The organism is Meiothermus rufus DSM 22234 (assembly GCF_000423425.1).
Taxonomy (GTDB): Bacteria; Deinococcota; Deinococci; order Deinococcales; family Thermaceae; genus Meiothermus; species Meiothermus rufus.
On the sequence record NZ_AUHY01000015.1, the window covers coordinates 25,440 to 46,097 of the forward strand.

Genomic DNA, 20,658 nt, shown 5'->3' on the forward strand with positions numbered 1-20,658 from the left:
ACCGATGGGTCTGGGCTACAGGCTGGCAGGACGCAAGCGCAGGATTTGCCCCTGGTCGGTGGAAAGGTAGATAAAACCGTCTGGGCCTATGGCTAGATCGCGTAAGCGGCCATACTGGCCATCGATTAGAATTTCTTCGCCAAGAATACGGGTATTTTGCAGTTCTAGCCTATAAAGCCGCCCGGTTTTTAGGGTGACGAAGAACAGGCTCCCCTGCCACTGGGGAAAGGCCTGTCCGGTGTAAAAGGCTAGATTGCTGGGGGCAACGGTAGGTTCATCGCCCCCGGCGTACTCCCGTAGGGCAGGCTGATAGCTTTGGCGTAGGTCTTCACCGGTGCAGTTGAAGGTCATGTTGTCGGCGGCAACCTCGAGCACCGTGCCCCAGGGCTGGGTTCCGCTGCAGCGGGGCCAGCCGTAGTTTTTGCCTCGGTAGATGATGTTGAGCTCATCCCGGGTGTTGGGGCCGTGCTCGGTCGACCACAAGAGACCGGTGCCGGGCTGGAAGGCCAGCCCCTGGGGGTTGCGGTGCCCCAGGCTCCAGATAGCCCTAGCTGCTCCGGTGGTCTGTTGGTAAAAGGGGTTGTCGGGAGGAATGCTGCCATCAGGGTTGATACGAAAGATTTTTCCTGCCAGTAGTTTCAGGCTCTGGGCCTTGGCGGCAAAGCCGAACTCGCCGGGCACGTTGGAGGGAGCATCGCCGGCATCGCCCATCGAGACATAGAGCTTGCCATCGGGGCCCCACACCACCCGGCAGCCGTTGTGGTTCCACCAGCCCAGCATGTCGTCGAGCAGAATTTTCTCGTCGGTCAGGCGGTTTCCCGATAAAGTGAAGCTCGAGAGCCGGTTACGGCGGTTGTTTTCCCTCTGGATGCCCTCTTTCCAGTAGGAGTAGCAGATGTATAGCCTGCCGTTCCGGGCAAAACCAGGGTCGAGCTCGAGGCCCATGACCCCGGCTTCGCCTTCGTTGCGCACGGGGGCTTGGCTTTGGTAGAAGGTGATCTGGCTACTGCGCAAGTTCAGCGCGCCTATGGTTACAACAGGGTTGTTCCGCTGGGTGAAAAACAGGCGCCCATCGGGGGCAAACCGTAGGCTTCAGGGTACCCCCAGGTTGCGGGCTACCTCTTCGACCCGGAAAGTAGGTTGGGGCTGTGCCCAGGCAAAACCGAACAAAAATAGCAAACCCAGCAGACGCACGGCCCTAGCATAAATGGGCAGATATGAGGAAAGTGGGTACAGGACAGTATATGTTTTGTACAACGTGTGAGTCACGGACTCGGCTAGGGCTGGTCTTCCAGGCGCCAGACCTGGCCCCCAAACAGACTTATTACGTATAGCTCCCCCTGCTCGTCCTCCCCAAAAGAGGCCAAGCCGTTGCCTGCCGAAGAAACCTCGGTTTTGTGGGTCCAGGCACCGTTGATCAGGCGCAGGCTCCAGAGGTGGCCGGAGCCAAAGTCGGTGAAGAAGTAGCGGCCCTGCATGCGGGGAAAGCGCGAGCCCCGGTAAACGTAGCCCCCTGTAACCGAGATGCCATCGCTTCGGCCATAGGAATGTACGGGTGGGGTTAGGCTAGGGTGGTTGCATCCCGGGGCAACTTGGTTAGCATAACAGTGGGTGCCCTCCATAATCTTCCAGCCGTAGTTGAGGCCTTTGCCTCCCTGGGGGGCTCGGTTGATTTCCTCCTGGGTACGCTCTCCTACGTCGGCAATCCACAGGTCGCCGGTGTGCCGGTCGAAGCTAGCTCGCCAGGGGTTGCGCAGGCCATAGGCCCAGATTTCCGACACCCGACCGCCCAGGCTTGGGTTATCGGCGGGAATGCGGTAGTTTCGACCCTGTTCGCTGCTGTTTACATCAATCCGCAGCACCTTGCCCAGGAAGTGGCGGTTCCCGCTCTGGGCCTCGAGGCGCTGGGCGTAGTTCTGGGGGTCGCCTCCCGAGCCGCCATCCCCCAGGGGAATGTAGAGCATTCTATCGGGGCCAAAGCCCAGCCAGCCGGCGTTGTGGTTGTCGTAGGGTTGGTCGATGGTGAGCACCACCTGTTCGGAGTTCGGGTCGGCTAGCTTGGTGCTGCGGTTGGCAGAGTAGCGAGCAATTACAGTATCGCCCTCGCTGTTGGTGTAGTTCACATAGAAGTAACCGTTGTTGCGGTAGCTGGGGTGGAAGGCCAGGCCCAGCAAACCCTGTTCGCCTCCCTTGGAGGTCTTGCTGCTGATATCGAGGAAGGCCTGTGGGCGCAGCGTGCCCCCCTCAATCAGCCGGATGCGCCCGGCTTTCTCTACCACGTATAAGTCGCCGCTGCCATCCCCGGCGTGGGTTAGGTAGAGCGGCTGGGTCAGACCGGAGGAGACCACGGAAACCAGGCGCACCTGTGGCTCACCCCGGGGAGGGGGGGTGTTCTCCTGGCAGCCTACTAGGCCCAAGCAAAGACCGGCAACCATGTAGTAGAGGATCGGGGCAGGTCTGGCTTTTGGGCTCACCCCCCAAAGCTACGCAGTTTGCCTGAGTGTGGGCTAAGAGCAGATTCTTGCTTTCTTAATATGTTGAGAAAAGCCTAGGGTAGAACTTTCAACCCCATCTGGGGTGGTTCGGTGGGATACAGGTTGCGTGTGGCCACCACGGCGATGCGCACACCGCCGCGCTTTCCGGTGAGCTGGGTAGTCAGGTTGACGAATTCTTCCAGAGCAATGCCCCCTTGGGCCAGTTTTTCCGGTACCCAGCCGGCCTCGGCTAGCCGGTTCTCGGCCAGCTGGCGCAGGATATTGAACTTGCGCTGTAGCTCACTGGCCCTGGCAGGAAGTACCAGGATGGTGCTGGCCAGCACATCGCCCTCGGCAAAAGCCTGTACGCGAGGCCAGTACTCGATGGCCACCCGGATTCGTCCCTCGGCGCTGACCCCCTGGACCCGGGCCAGGAGTACGCCAGGTTTAGGGGTATTCAGGTTGGGGCTTTCCACTATCTCAGGGCGCAGGCCGATCAGGCGTACGCGGTTTTCTGCTCGTCGGGTAACCTCGCTCAAAGCCATCTGTTCGTTGCCGGGGAACACGGGTTCTTCCGCCAGTAGGTTGGTGGTCAGGCTTTTGTCTAGGCTAGCGGCCATCAGCCGGTTGTGCTCGCGCAATTGTTGCAGCTCGCGCAGGGCCTGGTTCAACTTGGCCAGCAGGTCGCTGTTTTCTCGCTGAAGGGCTTCGAGCTGGCGGTTTGAACCCTCGCTAGGTGGGGCCTGGCTCACCCCGCGGCCCAGCACTGCCACATCCCCCTCGAGGATGCGCTTCTCGGCCTCGAGCTGGCGCAATTGCTCTTCCAGTTTCCGGGTACGGGCCTGCAGGCTGTTCAGCCGGTTTTGTGCCTCGCGGCGGGCGGCCTCGAGCCGCTTGAGCTGCAGTTCGGCCCCACGAGCCTGGGTCAGAAGCTGTTCCTTTTCCTTTTGCAGGGTTTCTTTTTCGCGCAAAAGGCTTTGGCGAACCTGTTTGAGCTGTTCTAGGGCCTGGCGCTGGGCGCTGCTGGCGGCCTGGAGTTTTTGCACCTCCTGGTGCAAGCGCTCCCGTTCGAGCAGGGCCTCCTCGAGTTCCTGCCGGGTTTGCAGCTGGAGTTCGGCGTACTGGGCGAGTTGGCGGGCCAGGATGGTGTTGTTTTTCTCGAACTCGTCGCGCTCGGTTTTGAGCTGCTCGTTTTGGGCGAAGATGCTGGCCGCCCGGCTTTCTAGTCGGTGGATTTCGCTGCGCAGCCGGTCGCGTTCCTGGCGTACCGCCTCGGCTTGCAGGATAGTTTCGCGGGCATCCCGCACCAATAGGAAAAAGCTCCCAAAGGCCCCCAGAGCAATCAGTACGCCGGTGCCCACCGCCACCAGGGTAGCGGTGGCCCGGGGGCGCAGGCCCAAAAAGCGCCAGTGGCGTTTGCCCACCCGTTTGGCCACCTGGTCGCCCACGTAGGCCACCAGGCCCGCTACCAGCACCATAAGGGTGAGAATGGCCCAGAAGGTCATGGGTGTGAAAAGGTAGCTCCCCTAAGGGACTGAGTCAAAGCTCGTATTCATCGCCCAGATAGTGCGTGCGTACTCCGGAGTCGCGGGCAAATTCCTTCGGTGAGCCTTGAAAAGCCATCTGGCCGTCGTACATCAGGTAGATGCGATCGGCGATGGCCAGCGTCTCGCGCACCGAGTGGTCGGTGATGAAGATGCCCACCCCACGCCTTTCCCGTAGCTCGGAGATAAGCTTCTGGATATCCCGCACGTTTTTGGGGTCTACCCCAGTGAAGGGCTCGTCCAGCAGAATGAAATCGGGGTTGGTGCACAGCGCCCGGGCGATCTCCAGCCGCCGCCGCTCACCGCCCGAAAGGGTATAGGCGTACTTGTCCCGCAGGTGACGGATGCCTAGCTCCTCCAGCAAGCTATGGGCCCGCTCGAGGCGCTCGGTTTTGGAAAGCGGTTGGAACTCCAGCACGGCCAATAGGTTTTCCAAGGCGGTCATACGGCGGAAGGCCGAGGGTTCCTGGGGCAGATAGCCCAAGCCCTGCCGGGCCCGCTTGTACATGGGCAGCCGGGTAATGTCCTGACCGCCTAAGGTAATACGCCCCGCGTTGGGCTCGATAAAGCCCACCAGCATGTAGAAAGTGGTGGTTTTACCTGCCCCGTTGGGGCCGAAGAGGGCTACAATTTCACCGCGGGAGAGTTCCAGGTTCACCCCCCGCACCACCTCCCGCCGCCCGTAGCGCTTGACCAGGCCGGAGGCCTCGAGGCGGGTGTTGGCGCGGACGGATAAAGCCGGGGATTGCTGCACGGCTGCTTCCATTGCTCTATAGGGTATCATTCCCCGCTAAGCTAGCTGTGAGAGGCTAGGCTTTCCCCCTGGCGCTTTGGGCCTTAAGCTATCGCTTGTGGTTGTGACCCGTATTGCCCCTAGTCCTACCGGCGACCCTCATGTGGGTACGGCTTATCAGGCCTTGTTCAACTATGTCTTCGCCAAACAGCAGGGCGGCAAGTTTATCGTCCGCTTGGAGGACACCGACCGCTCCCGCTACAACCCCACCTCCGAGCGGCGCATCCTGGAGATGCTGGACTGGCTGGGTTTGGTGCCCGACGAGTCCCCGGCCAAGGGCGGCCCCAACGGACCCTATGTGCAGTCCCAGCGCCTGCCCATCTACCACCGCTACGTGCAGATACTTTTGGAAAAAGGGGCGGCCTACCGGGCCTTCGATACCCCCGAGGAGCTGGCTGCGGCCCGGGAGGAGGCCCGGCGGGCGGGCCGTCTCGAGCAGGGCTACAACCGGCGCTACCGCGACTATCCTGTGGAGGAAGCCGAGCGGCGGGCTGCGGCAGGGGAGCCCCATGTGGTGCGGCTCAAGGTGCCTTTAGAGGGCAAGACCATTGTGCACGACCTGCTGCGCGGGCCAGTGGAGTTTGACAACGCCATGCTGGACGACAAGGTCATCCTCAAAGCCGACGGCTACCCCACCTACCACCTGGCGGCCATGGTGGACGACCACCTGATGGGGGTGACCCACGTCATCCGGGCCGAGGAGTGGCTCACCAGCACGCCTTTTCACATTCTGATCCTGCGGGCTTTCGGCTGGGAGGAGCCGGTCTGGTGCCACACCCCCCTGTTGCGCAATCCCGATAAGTCCAAGCTTTCCAAGCGCAAAATGGATACCAGCGTGGAAAGTTATCGAGCCCAGGGGATTCTGCCCGAGGCCCTGCTTAACTACCTGGGCACCATGGCCTGGAGCATGCCCGACGGACGGGAAATTTTCAGTCTCCAGGAGATGATCGAACACTTTAGCCTCGAGCGCATCAGCCTGGGAGGGCCGGTCTTCGACCTGAACAAGCTCAAATGGATGAACGGCAAGTACATCCGCGAGGTACTGAGCCTGGACGACCTGACCGAGCGGGTCAAGCCTTTCCTAAAGCGCCGTGGTCTGGCCTGGCCCTCCGAGGTGTACCTGAAACAAGTGGTGGAGGCCATGCGGCCCCGCTTCGATACCCTGGAAGAGTTTGTGGATAAGGCCCTGTACTTTTTCACTGAGGCCTACCCCTTGCAGGCTAAGGCCCAGGCCAAGCTGGAGGAAGGGCGGCCTTTGCTGCCTGCGTTGCAGGCTTTGCTGGCCAGCCTACCCGACCTCCTCCCCGAGACCACCGAGCCGGCTTTGCGGGGTTTTGCTGAGGCTAAAGGCCTTAAGCCAGCGGCGGTGATGCAGCCCCTGCGGGCAGCCCTCACCGGGAGCCTGGAGACCCCCGGTATGTTCGACCTACTGATGATTTTGGACAAGGAGCGGGTGCTGGCCCGGTTAGCCCGCTATACCTCCCAGTAGTCGTCGGGGTAGGGGAGGCCTACCGCCTGGGCGAAGGCTTCCAGGCCCAGCCGGTCGGGGGCTTCCAGGTGGTAGCGGAAATTCCACAGGTAGTGCTGCATCAGGCGCTCGGGCACCTGTAAGCGCTGGGCCTCGGTGCCGGCTACGGCGGCCAGGTTGCCTAGGCCCAGCGAGCGGGCCGCCCGTAGTCGTCGCACCACCTCCGGGGGTGGAGGGCTGTTCTTGCGGGTGGCCCAGACCGCAAACACAAAGGGCAGCCGGGTCTGCTCGAACCACTTCATGGAGAGATCGGTGATGCGGATGCCCTCGGCCTGGGTGGGCACCTGGTGCACCGACTCGGGGATGATGGACAGGAGGCTGAAATAGGTCTGGATGGCCCGGTCGCCAATCAGGAGAACCGCATCGTAGCGGTCCAAAAGCTCGAGGCCGCCCTGCTCGGGGGTGCAGGTTGCCGGGATGCCGTCCTTTTGCAAAAGCCACTCTAAAAGCCGCACCGAGGTGGCACTCTCGGTGGTTAGGGCAATGCGCCGCAGGTCGGGCCAGGGCTTGCGGTGGAACAGGTTGACCGAGTACACCGGCCCCAGGTCGGCCACGCTAAAATCAGGCAAAGGCCGCAACTTGTCCGCATGCTGTAGGTAGAAATAGGAGGAGACCAGACTCAGGTCAACCGTGCCCTCCAGCAGCCAGCGGTTGAGTTCGGTGGGCACACCGTAGCGAAAAGCCAGGCCATCGCCCTCTTCCAGGAAGTGGTACAAAGGAGCGGTGTTGGCGTAGCGGGGAACACCCAGGATGTACATACCCTTAGGCCCGGGCTCCTACAGGGACGGCCGGATAGACCCGAAGCTCGTTGTACAAGGCGTCCCGTTCCACCGGTACCCGACCGGCAGCCTGGATGAGCTGTACCAGCCTCTGGCGGGAGAGGCCCAACGGGCTGGTGGCCCCGGCGGCGTGGGCAATGTGCTCCTCAATGAGGGTGCCGTCGATGTCCGAGACCCCCCAGTCCAGCGAGACCTGTACCAGGTCGGAGGAGATCATCACCCAGTAGCCTTTGATGTGGTCGAAATTGTCCAGGTAGAGCCTGGCCACGGCCAGGTTGCGCAGGTCGTCCAGGCCGGTGGTAAACTCGGTCTTCCCCAGGTTGAAGGCCAGGGCGTTGGCGTCGGGCTGGAAGGCCAGCGGGATGAAGCTGTAAAAGCCGCCGGTTTCGTCCTGCAGGCGGCGTAGCCGGTCCATGTGGTCGAGCCGCTCCTCCAGGGTTTCGATGTGGCCGTAGAGCATGGTGGCGTTGGTGCGTAGGCCCAGGGAGTGGGCCTCGCGGTGGATTTGCAGCCATTTCTCGGCCTTAACCTTGTTCTTGGCGATTTGCTTGCGCACCCGCTCGGCGAAGATTTCCGCTCCCCCGCCGGGCAGGGCCTTGAGCCCGGCCTCCTTAAGCTCGCGCAGCACCTCCAGGGTGGGCTTCTTGCTGATTTTGGAGAGGTGCTCGATCTCGGCGGCGGTGAAGGCCTTGACCTGCAGGCCGGGGAAGGTCTCGTTCAGGGTGCGCACCAGCTCAGGGTAGTAGCTCCAGGGGCGGGTGGGGTGGTGGCCTGAACTCATGTGCAGCTCGGTCAGGCCAGGCTCCCACTTCTCCCGTACCTTAGCCACCACCTCCTCCACGCTATAGTCCCAGGCCCGTGCCTCGCCTTTTTTGGCGGCAAAAGCGCAGAAGGTGCAGCCCACGTAGCAGATGTTGGTGAACTCGAGGCGCAAGGAGTGCACGAAGTAGGTCTTGTGGCCGTGTTTGCGCTCGCGCACTCGGTTGGCCAGCCACATCAGGGTGGGGTAGTCGGGGGTCTGGTAAAGAACCATGCCCTCCTCGAAGCTTAGGCGCCGGCCCGCTTCTACCTTTTCGAGGATGGGCCAGAGCCGTTCGTCGCGCACAGTGGGGGTGTACCCAGCGGCATTCATCGAGATAATCCTAACACTGCCTGGCCGCCAAACCAGGGGCTTAGTCAACGATTACACCGGGCTAGGGCCCTTGGGTGGATGGGCGCACCACCAAAGTGGGTTCGAAGCGGCGGGCCCGGGGAGGCCCCTTGAAACCGCGAATTCGGCTCATCAAGAGCCGAGCCGCCTCGGCCCCCATCTCTTCAATGGGCTGGGCCAGGGTGGAAAGACCCTTTTCTGCCGTCCAGGGGTGGCCGTCGAAGCCTAGTACCCGGACCTCCCGGCCGACCTCGAGGCCCTGGCGTTCAGCCTCCTCCAGCACCCCCAAAGCCAGCAGATCGGCCCCGGCGAAGATGTTGTAAGGGGGTTTGGCCAGGCGCATGAAGTACTGCAGGGCCAGGCGCCCGCCCTCGAGGGAGAAGCGCGAGAGGAAGACGTGCTTGCCCGGAAAGGCCCGGCGGGCCTTCCTGAGGCCCTCGCGGAAGCCCTCGATGCGCTCTTGGCCCACGGTGTTTTTCAGAACCTCGTCTAGCTCTTCCCTGAGCTGAATGGCAAACAGGCTCCCAGGAAACTGGGCCAGGTGCTCGGCGGCCAGCCGCCCTCCCAGGCGGTTGTCCATGTAGGCCGAGTCGTAGCGGGGGCTGTAGGCATCCACCAGGACCACCGGACGTTCGGTAGGGAAGCGCTGGTCGGGCAACAGGCTGGCTAGGCCCTGGGAGGAGACCAGGATGCCGTCGGTTTGGTAGGCCAGCGAGCGGCTTTCCAGATAGCGTTGTAGCCGGATGGGGGAGAGGATGGGGAAAAGGGCCAGCTCGTAACGCTCCTCGGTCAGTACCGCTTCGATGCCCTCGAGCAGCCGGTTGTAAAACTCGGTGGAGACTACCGGCAGCACCAGCGAGACGGTGTAGCTCCGTCCCCCAGCGACCCGGCGGGCGTGGGGGTTGGGGCTGTAGCCAAGGCGAGCCATAGCCGCCAGCACCCGCTCGCGGGTTTCAGGCCGAACCGAGGGGTGGTTGTTGAGAACCCGGCTCACGGTGCCGATACCCACCTGGGCTAGGTGGGCGACTTCGTGGATGGTGGGTTTACGTTTGGCCACTTTGGAAGCGCTTTCGTCAAAAATTTGGCTGATTTTACCACAACCCGAAACCCCTACCTAGCGCAAACCCGATTACGATATTAACCCGAGATGGAAGGGTTGTGGGTGGTGGGGGCTTACCTGGTGGGCTCGCTCAGCTTTGGCCAGGTGGCCGGTCGGCTCAGGGGGATAAACCTAGCCGAACGGGATACCCCTGGGGCCAGTGGCACCTTTCGCCAGCTGGGGGCGGCCTGGGGGGTGGGGGTAGGGTTGGCCGATGGGCTTAAGGGGGTTTTGGTGGCCTACCTGAGCCAGTGGGCCCCTCCCCAGGCTATGCCTTGGATGGCGGTGGCCCTGGTGGCCGGGCACAACTGGCCCCTCTTTTTTGCGTTCCGTGGTGGAGGGGGGATTGCCCCGACCCTGGGGTTTTTTGGGTTTCTCTACCCGGCCATCGTGGGGGTAGGCCTGGGCCTGGGCCTGGGGGTGGCGGGCCTGTACTGGCAGCTCTACTGGAAGACCCACCGGACAAGCTGGTATCCCATCCCGGTAGGGGCGGTGGTGGGTTATGTGTACGCGCTTTTGGCCTTCTGGCCTACAGGGCTGGGGTTCTGGGCTTTTCTGGGGGTCAGCGGGGTGGTGGCCTTGCGGGGGCTGGGCCTGGCTCGAGGCCGTTAGCTGCTAAACTGGCCTTTGTGCGGATTGTTCTGGCGGAAAACCTCGAGTATGCCCAAAGCGGCCAGGAGCTTTTGCGGGCGGTTGACCTGGAGCTCCGCCACGGTGACCGGCTGGCTTTAGTAGGGGACAACGGTTCGGGCAAGACCACCCTGTTGCGCTTGCTGGTGGGCGAGCTCGAGCCCACCCGTGGGCGGATACTACGGGCCGAAGGGGTGCATCTGGAGCTGTTGCCCCAGGACCCGCAGTACGGCCCTGAAGAGACGGTAGCCCTAGTGTTGCAACGGGGGCAGGCCCGCTTCCGCCAGATGGAGGCTGAGCTGGCCCGCCTGGAGAGGGGCCTAGACGACCCCCAGGTTTATCTTCGCTGGGAGGCGCTCTACCAACGCTTCGAGGCGGTGGGGGGGTACCGGCAGCGGGCCCGCTACCAGGCCGTGCTCAAGGGGTTGGGCTTTGTCCATCGGGAGGAGGAAAAGGCCCAGGCCCTCTCTGGGGGCGAGGCCCGCCGGCTGGCCCTGGGGGCCTTGCTGCTTTCGGGGGCGGATGCGCTTCTGCTGGATGAACCGACCAACCACCTCGACTTGGAGAGGGTGGACTGGTTGGTCAGTTTCTTGCAGTCTTTTGGCGGGGCTATGGTTACGGTCTCGCACGACCGGCGCTTTCTCGACCAGGTGACCCAGCGCGTGGCCTGGTTGCGCGAGGGACGGCTTAGCTTCTACCAGGGCAACTACACGGCTTTTCGCCGCGAGCAGGCCACCCAAGAAGCCCAAGAAGCGCAGCAGTATGCCCGCTGGCTCAAAGAGAAACAGCGGCTCGAGGGGGTTTTAGCGCAGGCCCGCCGTTGGGCCCACAGTAGCGCCAAGCATGCCCGGCGGATGCATAGCCTAGAGGCCCGCCTGGAGCAGTTTGTGCAGAAAGCGGTTCCCCCTCCCGAGGCCGAAGCCCCGGGAGTGCGCATCCAATTTCCCCTCGAGCACCCCCCCAGTGCGGAGCGGGTATTGGAGGGATGGGCCCTGCAAAAAAGCCTGGCTGGGCGGCTGCTTTTCGACATCCCCCACCTGCTGGTGCGCAAGGGCGAGCGTATTGCCCTGATCGGCCCCAACGGAGCGGGCAAGACCACCCTGCTACGGGTGTTGCTGGGCCTCTTGCCTTCCGACCACCCCGCAGGGCGGGTGCGAACCGGGCCAGGGGTGCGCCTCGGCTACTATGACCAGAAGCTCTCTGGCTTCGATCCGGAGCTGAGCCTCTACGAGACGCTGTACCGGATGCTAGGGGAAAAGGCCCACGCGGCCTTAGCGGCCTGGAGGTTTCCCTACCCGGCGCAGTTTAAGCGGGTGAAGCATCTTTCGGGCGGGGAGCGGGCCCGGCTGGCGTTGCTCTCGCTTTCGCTAGAGCAGGCCAGCCTGCTGGTGCTGGACGAGCCCACCAACCACCTCGACCTAAAGACCGTGGAGACCCTTGAAGAGGCCCTTTGGGACTATCCTGGCACCTTGCTTTTGGTCTCGCATGATCGCTACTTCCTTGACCGGCTGGCCCGGCGCACCTGGCACCTGTTCGATGGGCAGTTTGCCGATTACCCAGGCCCGCCGGGCGAGTACCTGGAGCGCCAGCAGGCTCAGATGGTTACCCGCAAGGTTGAGACCGAACCCCCGCCCGAAGCCCAGAGCAGAACCCGCAGGGTGAAGGGCCGCTGGCACCTAGAGCGCGAGCAGGAACGCCTCGAGGCCCAGATTGCTGACCTCGAGGCCCAGCTACAAGCCCTGCAGGCCCGCACTGCCCAGCCTAACCTGCACCACAGCGAGTATACCCAGATTGCCCAGGAGCAGACCCACCTAGAGGCCCAGCTCAACCAGGCCCTGGAGCGCTGGGCTGCACTGGCGGAGCAGCTAGAACCCCGGTAAACCGCCCTCAGGCGGGCATGTTTTCCTTTATCCAAAGGGCGATATCCTCGGCGATAGCCTGGGCCAGGGGGTCGAGTAGCATGTCGTGCTGGCTGGGGTAGCGGCGGTACTCCTTGTGCGGGCTGCCGATGAGGGCGAAGTAGCGCCGTACCGCCGCTTCGGGTACGGTGTCGTCGCGGGTGGCCTCGAGCACCAACGCCGGAGCCCGAACCTGGGGGAGAAGCTCGGGCAAGCGCCGCTGGAGCGCGATGAGCTGGGCTAAAGCCCGGGTGGGGAAGTTGGGGTAGTTGGGGCTTTGTGCCCGCCTGCGGGCCTCTTCGGCGGGGTCGGTGCTGAAGGCCCAAGGTTTGAGGTAGTGTAGCCAGGGGCTTAGATAGGCCAGGCGGTTTTTGAGCCCCAGGGCTGGGGCTAGGGCCACTAGGACTGCGGTGGGGTGTTCGGCCGCCAGCCAAGCGGCCAGCAGCCCCCCCATGGAAAGCCCTACCACCGCCCTGGGTTCCGGCAGGGCGAGGTAGGCCTCGCGGGCAGTCTGGAGCCAGTCCTGCCAACGCACGGACCACAGGTCTTCAGGGCGGGTGCCGTGGCCGGGTAGAGCGGGCTGGGCTAGGGTAAACCCGGCTTGGCGCAGGGTCTCGGGTAGCGGCCCCATGGTGAGAATGGGGTGGGAGGTAAAACCGTGCAAAACCAAAACGCTCGGCATGGCCGCTTCCCAGCTTAGCGCATCGGGTCGAACGGGGAGGCACCATGGGCGGTTAGAATGGCTTAGCTGTGCTTGATTATTCGGTTTATGGCTCAGATAGTTAGCACTGCCGGAGGCTAGAACGTGCTGAGTGGAAACCTGGCCGAGTTTCCCCTTTTGCAGCTGTTGGAAACCCTAATGGGGGCTGCTAGGGAAGGGGCTTTGTTTATCCAGCACCCCCAGTTTTCGGGCTGCCTATACCTGCAGGGAGGGTATCCGGTACATGCAGAAGCGGGGCCTTTGCGGGGCCTCGAGGCCCTCGAGCTGCTGACGGGTCTACGCTCCGGGCCCTTTCGCTACGAAGCAGGTGTTCAAGCCCAGGAACAAAGCATCGAGCCTAGGCTGGAAACCCAGCGCTTGATTCTCCACCAGTTCGAGGCCTGGCGGGAGATAGAGTTGCCGGAAAACTGGGGCCTTGTCCTCCAGACCCAGCCGGCCTCGAGCCAGACCCAGCTCAGCCCACTGGAACTGCGGGTGCTGGCCCTGGCTGAGGGCAAGAGCCTAGCCCAGGCTTTGATGAATCAGCAGTTCACCCCCCTCCAGACCGCTCAGGTGCTCGACAAGCTCCTGCGCTTAGGGCTTTTAGAGGCGCGAAAAAGTTGGGAAATCCAGTCCGAGACGCTGGTGGTACTCTCTTTGTACGGGGGAGGGCAGGGGGTGGCGGTAATCGATGAGGGGCTATTTGTTCACTGGCAGCGTCTTTTGGGTGGGCCATTTTGGGTACGGCTGCGCAGCAAAACCCAGGAGGCGGCCCTGCGCCCCGAGCCGCGCATTCAGATGCAGGGTCGCCTGGGGCTATTCGAGCGCGATATGCGCCGGTTGCGCCTGAGCCGGGGGATGAGGGTTGAAGCTTGGCCGGAGCTGATATAGGGGGAGAGCCTTTATGGACATCCTTGAAATTAACGAGCTGCTCAACCGGGCGGTCTACGGCGAATGGATGATGCTGGTTTTTATCCTGGTGGGCCTTTACCTTTCCTTGCGCACGGGGTTTGCCCAGTTCGGCCGGATGGGCGTGGCTTTGCGCGAGACCGTGGGGGCTATTCGGGAGCGCTTCCTTAGCTTTGGCGGCCAAATTAGCCCCTTTCAAGCTGCCATGGTAGCCCTTTCCGCCACCATCGGTACTGGCCACATCATCGGCATGGTGGGGGCGGTGGTGGTGGGCGGGCCAGGGGCGGTGGTGTGGATGTGGGTGGCTTATCTGGTGGGTATGGCCACCAAGTTTGCCGAGGCAGTGCTGGCCGTACATTTTCGTCGCCAGTACACCGATGGCTCGGTACTGGGCGGGCCGATGGTCTATATCCGCTATGGTTTAGGGCGGCGGATGGCCTGGCTGGCGGGCCTTTTTGCCTTTTTTACCGCTGTAGCGGCCTTTGGCATTGGCAACCTCTCGCAAGCAGGGGCGGTGGGGGCGGCCTTGGCCCAGGAGTTCGATGTACCGCCAGCCATTACCGGTCTGTTGCTGGCCTTGTTGGTAGGCTTTTTGCTGGGTGGGGGTATTCGCCGCATTGCCCGCTTTGCCCAGGTGGTGGTGCCCATCAAGCTGGGCTTGTTTTTGTTGGCGGTGCTGCCGCTATTGCTCCTTCACATCGGCCAGCTCCCTGGCGCGCTGGCCTTGGTCTTCTCCTCCGCCTTTAGCTTTCAGGCGGCCACTGGAGGGGTGGCGGGGGCAGCCTTATCGCTGGGGCTGGCCGAGATTCTCAAGGCTGGGGTGGGGCGGGGTATCTTTGCCAACGAGGCCGGTTTAGGTTCAGCGGCCATCGCCCATGCCCAGGCCCAGGTGGACCACCCCGTGCGGCAGGGGTTTTGGGGCCTGACCGAGATGCTGGTGAGCCTGTTGGTGACCAGCCTGATGGCCCTGAGCTTCATTGCCAGTGGCCTGTGGCAGCGTTTTTTAGGTGGCGACCGGGTGGAAGCTGCTCGTTTGCTGTTTGCGGAGCATCCCCTGGGAGTGGCCATGCTGGGGGTGCTCCTGGCGGTTTTCGCCCTGGGCACCATGGTCTCCTGGGGCTTTTACGGTGAGGAGGGGGCGGCCTATCTATTTGGCGACGGGATTCGCTGGCCTTACCGCCTGACCTTTGTGGCCTTTGCCTTTGTGGGGCCTTTAGGGGGGTTGGCAGCCCTCACCAGCGTAGCCGACACCCTAAACGGCATGATGGCTATTCCCAACCTAATTGCCTTGCTGGCATTGGGAGGGGTGGTGGGCCGGCTGGTAGGGGAGTTTTTCCGTGGGCTGCCCTGGCAGCCTCCCGAGGAGGATTGAACAGGGCCTTCAGCGCAGCCCTGGCTGCATTTCTTTTCTCCCTTTACTGCTAGACTCAATCCATGAGTTTGCCTAAGCGTCTGGTGGTGGGGCTTTCGGGGGCTTCGGGGATGCCCTATGCTCTGGATCTCTTGAAAACCTTGCGGCGGATTCCCGGCCTCGAGACCCACCTGGTCATGACCCAAGGGGCCAAGCGGGTGCTTTTGGAAGAGGTGGGTACCCGCCCGGAGGCGGTGGAGGCCCTGGCCGATGTGGTGCACCGCAGCAGCGACCTGGGAGCCGCAGTGGCCTCGGGTAGTTTTCGTACCCTAGGGATGGTGGTGGTGCCCTGTAGTGCGACCACCCTAGCTAAGGTGGCCTATGGCCTAGCCGACAACCTACTGACCCGCGCAGCCTACGTTACCCTCAAGGAGCGCCGTCCCCTGGTGCTGGTGCCGCGCGAGACCCCTTTGCCCTTACCCAGCCTCGAGGCCATGGTCAAGGCGGCTCAGGCTGGGGCAGTGATTCTGCCGGCGGCCCCGGGGTTCTACCACCGGCCCGCCCAGATCGACGACCTGCTGGCCTTCATCACCCAGCGCATTCTGGATTTGTTTGACCTGGACTATCCCCGGGCCCCCCGCTGGAAGGAGGCTGTGGAGCTCGAGCTCGACTAAAGGAAGAAGACTGCGTACACCAGTCCGATGAAGATGCGGTAAATGGCGAAGGGCATGAAGCTATTGCGACTGACAAAGCCCAAGAGCCAGCGCACGGTGAGTAAAGCCACCACAAAGGCGGTGAGGAAACCCACCCCCAGAAGGCCCCAGCTATCGGCGCGGAACTCTTCTAAATTGCGCAAAAGCGAGAAGCCTGTGGCCGAAAGCATGGTGGGCACGGCCAGGATAAAGGAAAACTCGGCGGCCGCCTTGCGCGACAGCCCCAGGGCCATGCCCCCCACGATAGTGGCCCCGCTGCGCGAGACCCCTGGCACCATGGCCAGCGCTTGGAAGAAGCCGATCCATACCGCTTGTAGTAGGGGTATCTGGTTGACGTCGTCGTAACGCTTGTGCCCTTCTAACCAGCGGTCGACGAACAAAAGCAAGAGGCCCACGCCCACCAGGTTCACCACCACGATCAGGTCATTGCCCAGGAATATGTTCTCGATGACGTCAGCCAGCAGAAAGCCCAGGATTCCGGTAGGGATGAAGGCTACGAGGATGCGTTTCCACACCTCCGCATCGCGCAAGAAGCGCTTGAAATACAGCGCCAGCACGGCCAGGATGGCCCCGAGCTGAATGACCACCACAAAGCTCTTGATGAAGGGGTCGTTTTCGATATCCAGGCCCATCAGGTGGGCGGCTAGGGTCAGGTGCCCGGTAGAGGAGACCGGCAAAAACTCCGTCAGACCTTCCAGCACCCCTAGCAGCAGAGCTTCCCAAAACGTCATGCCCCAGAGGATACCACGATACGGTAGGATGCCTGGCGTGAGGGTATCGGTGTTGTTGCCGGCAGCGGGTGCGGGTCTGCGCCTGGGGCGTGGCCCCAAAGCCCTGGTCGAGGTGGGGGGAAAGACCCTTTTGCAGTGGGCTTTACAGGGCTTTTCTTGGGCTGAGGAGGTGGTGGTCGCCCTACCGCCAGGCCTGGGCCTCGTCCTGCCTGGGGTGCGGGTGGTGGAAGGAGGGGCTACCCGGCAGCAAAGTGTGTATAACCTATTGCAAGCGGCCTGTGGAGAGGTGGTGCTGGTGCACGATGTGGCCCGGCCCTTTGTGGTGCGCCCGGCGGTGGAGCGCCTGTTGGCCGAGGTGGTCCGCTGGGGAGCGGCTACCTTGGCCTTGCCGGTGCCCGACACCTTGGTGCAGGCGCAGCAGGGCCAGTACGGAGCGGTGATTCCCCGGGAGGCGCACCGGCTCGTGCAGACCCCCCAGGGCTTCCGTCGCGAGCTGTTGTGGGAAGCCCACCAGAAAGCCCGCCAGGCCGGTCTGGACTACACCGACGATGCCCAGATGGTACGGGCCCTGGGGTACCCGGTGGCCTTGGTAGAGGGTGACCGACGGATGTTCAAGATCACCTACCCCGAGGACCTCGAGCTGGCCGAAGGACTGGCCCGTCTATGGAATGCCTAGCCCCTGCCAAGGTTAACCTGGGTCTTTCGGTTCTGGGTAGAAGGGCCGACGGCTACCACGAGTTGCATACCCTTTTTGCCGCCTTGTCGGTGGGGGATCGCTTGTGGGTTGAGGCGGCCCCCCAGGGGGTGGCCCTAAAGGTGCGCGGTGCTGCGTTGAGCGCGGGCCCCGACAACCTGGTTTACCGGGCGGCTGTGGCCTACCTCGAGGCGGCGGGCTGGCCGGGCGGGGTGCAGGTGGTGTTGGAAAAGCGCTTGCCCTTAGCGGCTGGCCTGGGAGGAGGCTCTTCCGATGCGGCGGCGGCCTTGCGGGCCTTGGCCCAGCTCTACCCCACCCCCCTGGATCTAAAAGCCCTCGCCCTGGGGCTAGGGGCGGATGTCCCCTTTTTCCTGGGGCCCCCGCTGGCCGAAGGGCGGGGGGTGGGGGAACGGCTTAGGCCCCTGGGGCCGATGGAGGCTCACCTGGTGCTCCTCAACCCCGGTATTCCCGTGGCGGCAGCCGAGGCCTACCGGCAGTTGCGCCGGGAGGAGTGGGGGGGCGAGCTGGACATAGCGGCCATTTTGCAAGCGGTGCAGGCCGGGGAAGAGCCTCCCTACTGGAACAGCCTGGAAAAGCCGGTATTTCGCCTCGAGCCCTCCTTAGAGGAGCTGAAAGAAAGGCTGCGCCAGGCTGGGCTGCGAGGGGTTTTACTCTCGGGCTCTGGCTCGAGCTTCTTCGGCTTGGCCTCAGACCCCGACCAGGCCAGCTACCTTGCTCGGAAATTGCAAAAGGCCTACCCCACTTGCTGGGTTGTTCCAGCCCGGACCGTGAGCTGAGGCTTGGTGCCAGGGGGCTTCCCGCGGTATGATGCCTTAGTCACCGGGGGTGCTTGCATCGTGTGCAGGCTGAGAGATACCCTTGGAACCTGATTCGGTTAGCACCGACGTAGGAAGTGTGACACGGGCCTTGGCCCACCGCTCAGGTTGCCCCTCCCGGTGACAGGAGGGGATTTTTATGTGGAAAAAGCTTTGGATACTCCTGCTGGCCCTTGGCCTGCAGCTTGCCCTAGCCCAGACCACCCTGACTGTCCTGACCCACAATAGCTGGAGCCTAGACAAGAACCTGATTGCCCAGTTCGAGCAAGCCTCGGGCATCCGCCTGCGCTTTTTGAAAGGTGGGGATGCTGGAGAAATGCTCAATAAAGCCATTCTAAGCCGGGGTGCCCCCATTGCCGATGTCATCTACGGCTTCGACAACACCCTGCTCTCGCGGGCCTTGCAGGCCGATATCCTGTGGCCCTATCGCTCGCCTGAGCTGGTCAACGTGCGCCCAGAACTGCGCCTTGACCAGACCTACCGGGCCACCCCGGTAGACTTCGGCTACGTGGCCCTCAACTATGACCGGGCCTTCTTCCAAGGCAAGCCTCTGCCCCAGCGCTTTACCGAGCTGGCCTCGCCAGAATTCGCCCGGCTTTTGGTGGTGCAGAACCCGGCCACCAGCTCGCCGGGGCTGGCCTTCCTGCTGGCTACGGTGGCGACTTTGGGTGAGGAAGGCTACCTCTCTTTCTGGGAAGAGCTACGTAAAAACGGCGTGCGGGTGGTCAGCGGTTGGAGCGAGGCCTACTACACCCACTTCACCCGCGCGGGGGGCGACCGACCTTTGGTGGTCTCCTACAGCACCAGTCCCGCTGCTGAACTGTACTACAGCGAGGCTAAGCCCAAGCCCAGCGAGCCGCCCACGGCCAACCTTTTCCTCCCAGGCAGCGCCTTTTTCCAGGTGGAGTACGTGGGCATCCTAAGGGGTACCCGCAACCTGTCGGCAGCCCAGCGTTTTGTGGACTGGCTGCTCTCCAAACCGGTGCAGGAGAACATTCCCACCCAGATGTGGGTCTACCCGGCCCGGCGTGACGCGGCCTTGCCCGAGGTCTTCCGTTTCGCCGAAGTGCCTCCACAAGCAGCCCGCCTAACCCCTCAGCAGATTGCACAACACCGCGACCGCTGGATTCGCGAGTGGACCCAGGTGGTGCTGCAGGGGCAAAGCGCCGAGGCGGTGCGCTCGAGGCGCTGAGGGCAGCTCTGGGCCATCGGGCAGGCTAGTGTGCCCTCGGGGAAGATGTGGACTTACCAAGGGCAGTGCCGGGGCCCCCACCCTGGCAGCGCTGGGGTGGGGTGGTATTAGTGCGCTTTCCAGGGATAGCGGCCCTGCCGGTGCTGGTCTTTCTGGTGCTGGCTTTGATCTACCCATTGACCTGTATTCTGGCCCTCGGTCTGCGCGAAGGCCTCTGGGCGGCCCTGGCTGACCCCTACTACCTGGCCCGCCTGGGATGGAGCCTGGTGTATGGGCTGGGCTCCTCCCTGCTGTGCAGTATCCTGGCTTTGCCGCTGGCCTATGCCTTCCGTTATCGCTTTCCTGGGCGGGATTTTCTCCTAGCTTTCTCTACCGTGCCCTTTGTGCTCCCTACGTTAGTGGTGGCCATGGGCTTCCTCGGCCTGGTGGGGCCCAGGGGGAGCCTGGGCCTCAACCTGTACGGCACCCCCTGGATTCTGTTCTGGGCCAGTCTTCTGTACAACCTGGGGTTGGTGTTGCGTCCTCTAGTGGTGCTGCTTCCGGCCCTGCAAACCCCGCTGGTAGCGGCCCGCACCCTAGGGGCCTCGCCCCTACGGGCCTATTTGCGGGTGGGGGTGCCGCTTTTGGGGCCAGCGGTTTTGTCGGGTGGGAGTCTGGTTTTTTTGTACAGCTTTACCAGCTTTGGCGTGCCGCTGCTCTTGGGGGGGCCGGCCTGGGCCACCCTCGAGGTCGCCACCTATGAGGCCCTGGCCCAGCGGCTGGCCTTTCCCGAGGCCACCGCTTTAGTGCTGATGCAACTTGGGGTTACCCTTTTGGTGCTGACGGGCTATTTGCGCTTGCAGGCCCACCTGGCCTTGGGCATGGGCGGCTACGGGACACCCCTGCCCCTGGCCCCCAAGGCGGCTTGGGGGCTGGCGCTGGGGGTCTGGCTTTTGTTTGCGCTTATCTATAGCCCGCTATGGAACCTGTTGTTGCGGGCTTTTGAGCGGCCTGTGGCCTGGGTTAGCGTGTGGCAAAGCCCAGGCTTTACCCCCGGGAGTCTGGCCTTGCTCAACACCCTAGCCTTTGCCGGGCTGGCGTTGCTTTGGGTGGTGCCCTTGGGGACGCTTTACGCCTACGCGGTCTGGCGGGGGCCGCCCTGGCTGGATGGGTTGGGGCTTTTGCCTATCCTGGTTTCGCCGGTAGCCATTGGCCTGGGTTACCTGCTGGCCTATCCCGGCCTACGGGGCTCCTTGGTCATTTTGGTGGCGGCCTATGCTTTGCTTAGCTATCCCTTGCTGGTGCGGGTTCTGCTACCGGCCTTGCGGGCTTTGCCCTCTGGGGTCATCGAGGCGGCCCGACTCCTAGGGGCCAGCCCCTGGCGGCGCTGGTGGCGGGTGGAGTGGCCCCTGGTACGCCCCGCGGCGCAGACGGGGGTGGCCCTGGCCCTGGCGGCCATTTTAGGGGAGTTCGGGGCCACCCTCATTCTGCAACGCCCAGAGTGGGCTACCCTTTCCCTGGCCATCTACGAGCGGCTGGGCCGGCCTGGGGCACTGCCCTTTTACGAGGCAGTGGTGCTGGCGGTGGTGCTGATGGGGTTGTGTGGGGTTTTGTTGTGGGGGTTGGAACGGCTAGGGCAAAACCGCAGGCCTTGAGGG

General features: G+C 63.2%; 18 protein-coding genes, 1 pseudogene and 1 riboswitch. Of the genes and pseudogenes, 10 read left to right on the forward strand and 9 right to left on the reverse strand.

Annotated features, from left to right (window positions below):
- Positions 1-15: 15 nt before the first annotated feature.
- The 4 genes and pseudogenes from G552_RS0104315 to lptB all read right to left on the reverse strand — a co-directional run.
- Positions 16-1,080 (reverse strand): annotated as a pseudogene (locus G552_RS0104315) (PQQ-dependent sugar dehydrogenase); the annotation flags it as partial.
- Between the two features lie 197 nt (positions 1,081-1,277).
- Positions 1,278-2,435 (reverse strand): PQQ-dependent sugar dehydrogenase, encoded by a 1,158-nt coding sequence (locus G552_RS0104325; protein ID WP_084640373.1) that lies wholly within the window; start codon positions 2,433-2,435, stop codon positions 1,278-1,280.
- Between the two features lie 113 nt (positions 2,436-2,548).
- The gene (locus G552_RS0104330; protein WP_027881914.1) at positions 2,549-3,979 is read right to left on the reverse strand and encodes a DUF3084 domain-containing protein; all 1,431 of its coding nucleotides are present in this window, start codon (positions 3,977-3,979) and stop codon (positions 2,549-2,551) included.
- 34 nt (positions 3,980-4,013) lie between these two features.
- The gene (gene lptB / locus G552_RS0104335; protein ID WP_051195675.1) at positions 4,014-4,784 is read right to left on the reverse strand and encodes an LPS export ABC transporter ATP-binding protein; all 771 of its coding nucleotides are present in this window, start codon (positions 4,782-4,784) and stop codon (positions 4,014-4,016) included.
- Positions 4,785-4,869: 85 nt separating this feature from the next.
- On the opposite strand from lptB, the gene gltX reads away from it, so the two are divergent.
- Entirely contained in the window at positions 4,870-6,300 is a 1,431-nt protein-coding gene (gltX, locus tag G552_RS0104340) for a glutamate--tRNA ligase (RefSeq protein ID WP_027881916.1), read from the forward strand.
- Here the strand turns inward: gltX and G552_RS0104345 are convergent.
- The 3 genes from G552_RS0104345 to G552_RS0104355 form a co-directional block, all read right to left on the reverse strand.
- Positions 6,285-7,097, reverse strand: a complete 813-nt coding sequence (locus G552_RS0104345; protein WP_027881917.1) for a menaquinone biosynthetic enzyme MqnA/MqnD family protein — start codon at positions 7,095-7,097, stop codon at positions 6,285-6,287. The genes gltX and G552_RS0104345 overlap by 16 nt on opposite strands.
- Positions 7,098-7,101: 4 nt before the next feature.
- Positions 7,102-8,250, reverse strand: a complete 1,149-nt coding sequence (mqnE, locus tag G552_RS0104350) for an aminofutalosine synthase MqnE (RefSeq protein WP_027881918.1) — start codon at positions 8,248-8,250, stop codon at positions 7,102-7,104.
- A gap of 61 nt (positions 8,251-8,311) precedes the next feature.
- Positions 8,312-9,325 carry a LacI family DNA-binding transcriptional regulator gene (locus G552_RS0104355; RefSeq protein ID WP_027881919.1) on the reverse strand — a complete coding sequence of 338 codons (1,014 nt, stop codon included), beginning with the start codon at positions 9,323-9,325 and terminating at the stop codon, positions 8,312-8,314.
- Positions 9,326-9,415: 90 nt separating this feature from the next.
- Here G552_RS0104355 and G552_RS0104360 point away from each other — a divergent pair, with 90 nt between their 5' ends.
- Both G552_RS0104360 and G552_RS0104365 read left to right on the forward strand, forming a co-directional pair.
- On the forward strand, positions 9,416-9,979 hold the full coding sequence (locus G552_RS0104360) for a glycerol-3-phosphate acyltransferase (protein WP_027881920.1): 564 nt from the start codon (positions 9,416-9,418) through the stop codon (positions 9,977-9,979).
- A gap of 17 nt (positions 9,980-9,996) precedes the next feature.
- Entirely contained in the window at positions 9,997-11,877 is a 1,881-nt protein-coding gene (locus G552_RS0104365) for an ABC-F family ATP-binding cassette domain-containing protein (RefSeq protein WP_027881921.1), read from the forward strand.
- A gap of 7 nt (positions 11,878-11,884) precedes the next feature.
- On the opposite strand, the gene G552_RS0104370 is transcribed toward G552_RS0104365, so the two are convergent.
- Complete coding sequence (locus G552_RS0104370) at positions 11,885-12,577, reverse strand: alpha/beta hydrolase (RefSeq protein WP_027881922.1); 693 nt, start codon at positions 12,575-12,577, stop codon at positions 11,885-11,887.
- A 123-nt stretch (positions 12,578-12,700) separates the two neighbouring features.
- Between G552_RS0104370 and G552_RS0104375 the strand changes: the two genes are divergently transcribed.
- From G552_RS0104375 to G552_RS0104385, 3 genes are all read left to right on the forward strand, one after another.
- Complete coding sequence (locus tag G552_RS0104375; RefSeq protein WP_027881923.1) at positions 12,701-13,486, forward strand: DUF4388 domain-containing protein; 786 nt, start codon at positions 12,701-12,703, stop codon at positions 13,484-13,486.
- 13 nt (positions 13,487-13,499) lie between these two features.
- Entirely contained in the window at positions 13,500-14,876 is a 1,377-nt protein-coding gene (locus G552_RS0104380) for an alanine/glycine:cation symporter family protein (RefSeq protein ID WP_027881924.1), read from the forward strand.
- A gap of 62 nt (positions 14,877-14,938) precedes the next feature.
- Positions 14,939-15,529, forward strand: coding sequence for a UbiX family flavin prenyltransferase (locus G552_RS0104385; RefSeq protein WP_027881925.1), 591 nt, complete (start codon positions 14,939-14,941; stop codon positions 15,527-15,529).
- On the opposite strand, the gene G552_RS0104390 is transcribed toward G552_RS0104385, so the two are convergent.
- Positions 15,526-16,299 carry an undecaprenyl-diphosphate phosphatase gene (locus G552_RS0104390; protein WP_027881926.1) on the reverse strand — a complete coding sequence of 258 codons (774 nt, stop codon included), beginning with the start codon at positions 16,297-16,299 and terminating at the stop codon, positions 15,526-15,528. The two genes, G552_RS0104385 and G552_RS0104390, sit on opposite strands and share 4 nt — an antisense overlap.
- 28 nt (positions 16,300-16,327) lie before the next feature.
- On the opposite strand from G552_RS0104390, the gene ispD reads away from it, so the two are divergent.
- The 4 genes from ispD (at position 16,328) to G552_RS0104410 (ending at position 20,655) form a co-directional block, all read left to right on the forward strand.
- Positions 16,328-16,975 (forward strand): 2-C-methyl-D-erythritol 4-phosphate cytidylyltransferase, encoded by a 648-nt coding sequence (ispD, locus tag G552_RS0104395; RefSeq protein WP_036270245.1) that lies wholly within the window; start codon positions 16,328-16,330, stop codon positions 16,973-16,975.
- Entirely contained in the window at positions 16,963-17,790 is an 828-nt protein-coding gene (gene ispE / locus G552_RS0104400) for a 4-(cytidine 5'-diphospho)-2-C-methyl-D-erythritol kinase (RefSeq protein WP_027881928.1), read from the forward strand. The genes ispD and ispE overlap by 13 nt, the downstream gene beginning before the upstream one ends.
- 35 nt (positions 17,791-17,825) lie before the next feature.
- Positions 17,826-17,924, forward strand: a riboswitch (TPP riboswitch).
- Between the two features lie 44 nt (positions 17,925-17,968).
- On the forward strand, positions 17,969-19,021 hold the full coding sequence (locus tag G552_RS0104405; protein ID WP_027881929.1) for a thiamine ABC transporter substrate-binding protein: 1,053 nt from the start codon (positions 17,969-17,971) through the stop codon (positions 19,019-19,021).
- Positions 19,022-19,131: 110 nt separating this feature from the next.
- Positions 19,132-20,655, forward strand: a complete 1,524-nt coding sequence (locus tag G552_RS0104410) for an ABC transporter permease (protein WP_027881930.1) — start codon at positions 19,132-19,134, stop codon at positions 20,653-20,655.
- The last annotated feature ends 3 nt before the right edge of the window (positions 20,656-20,658 follow it).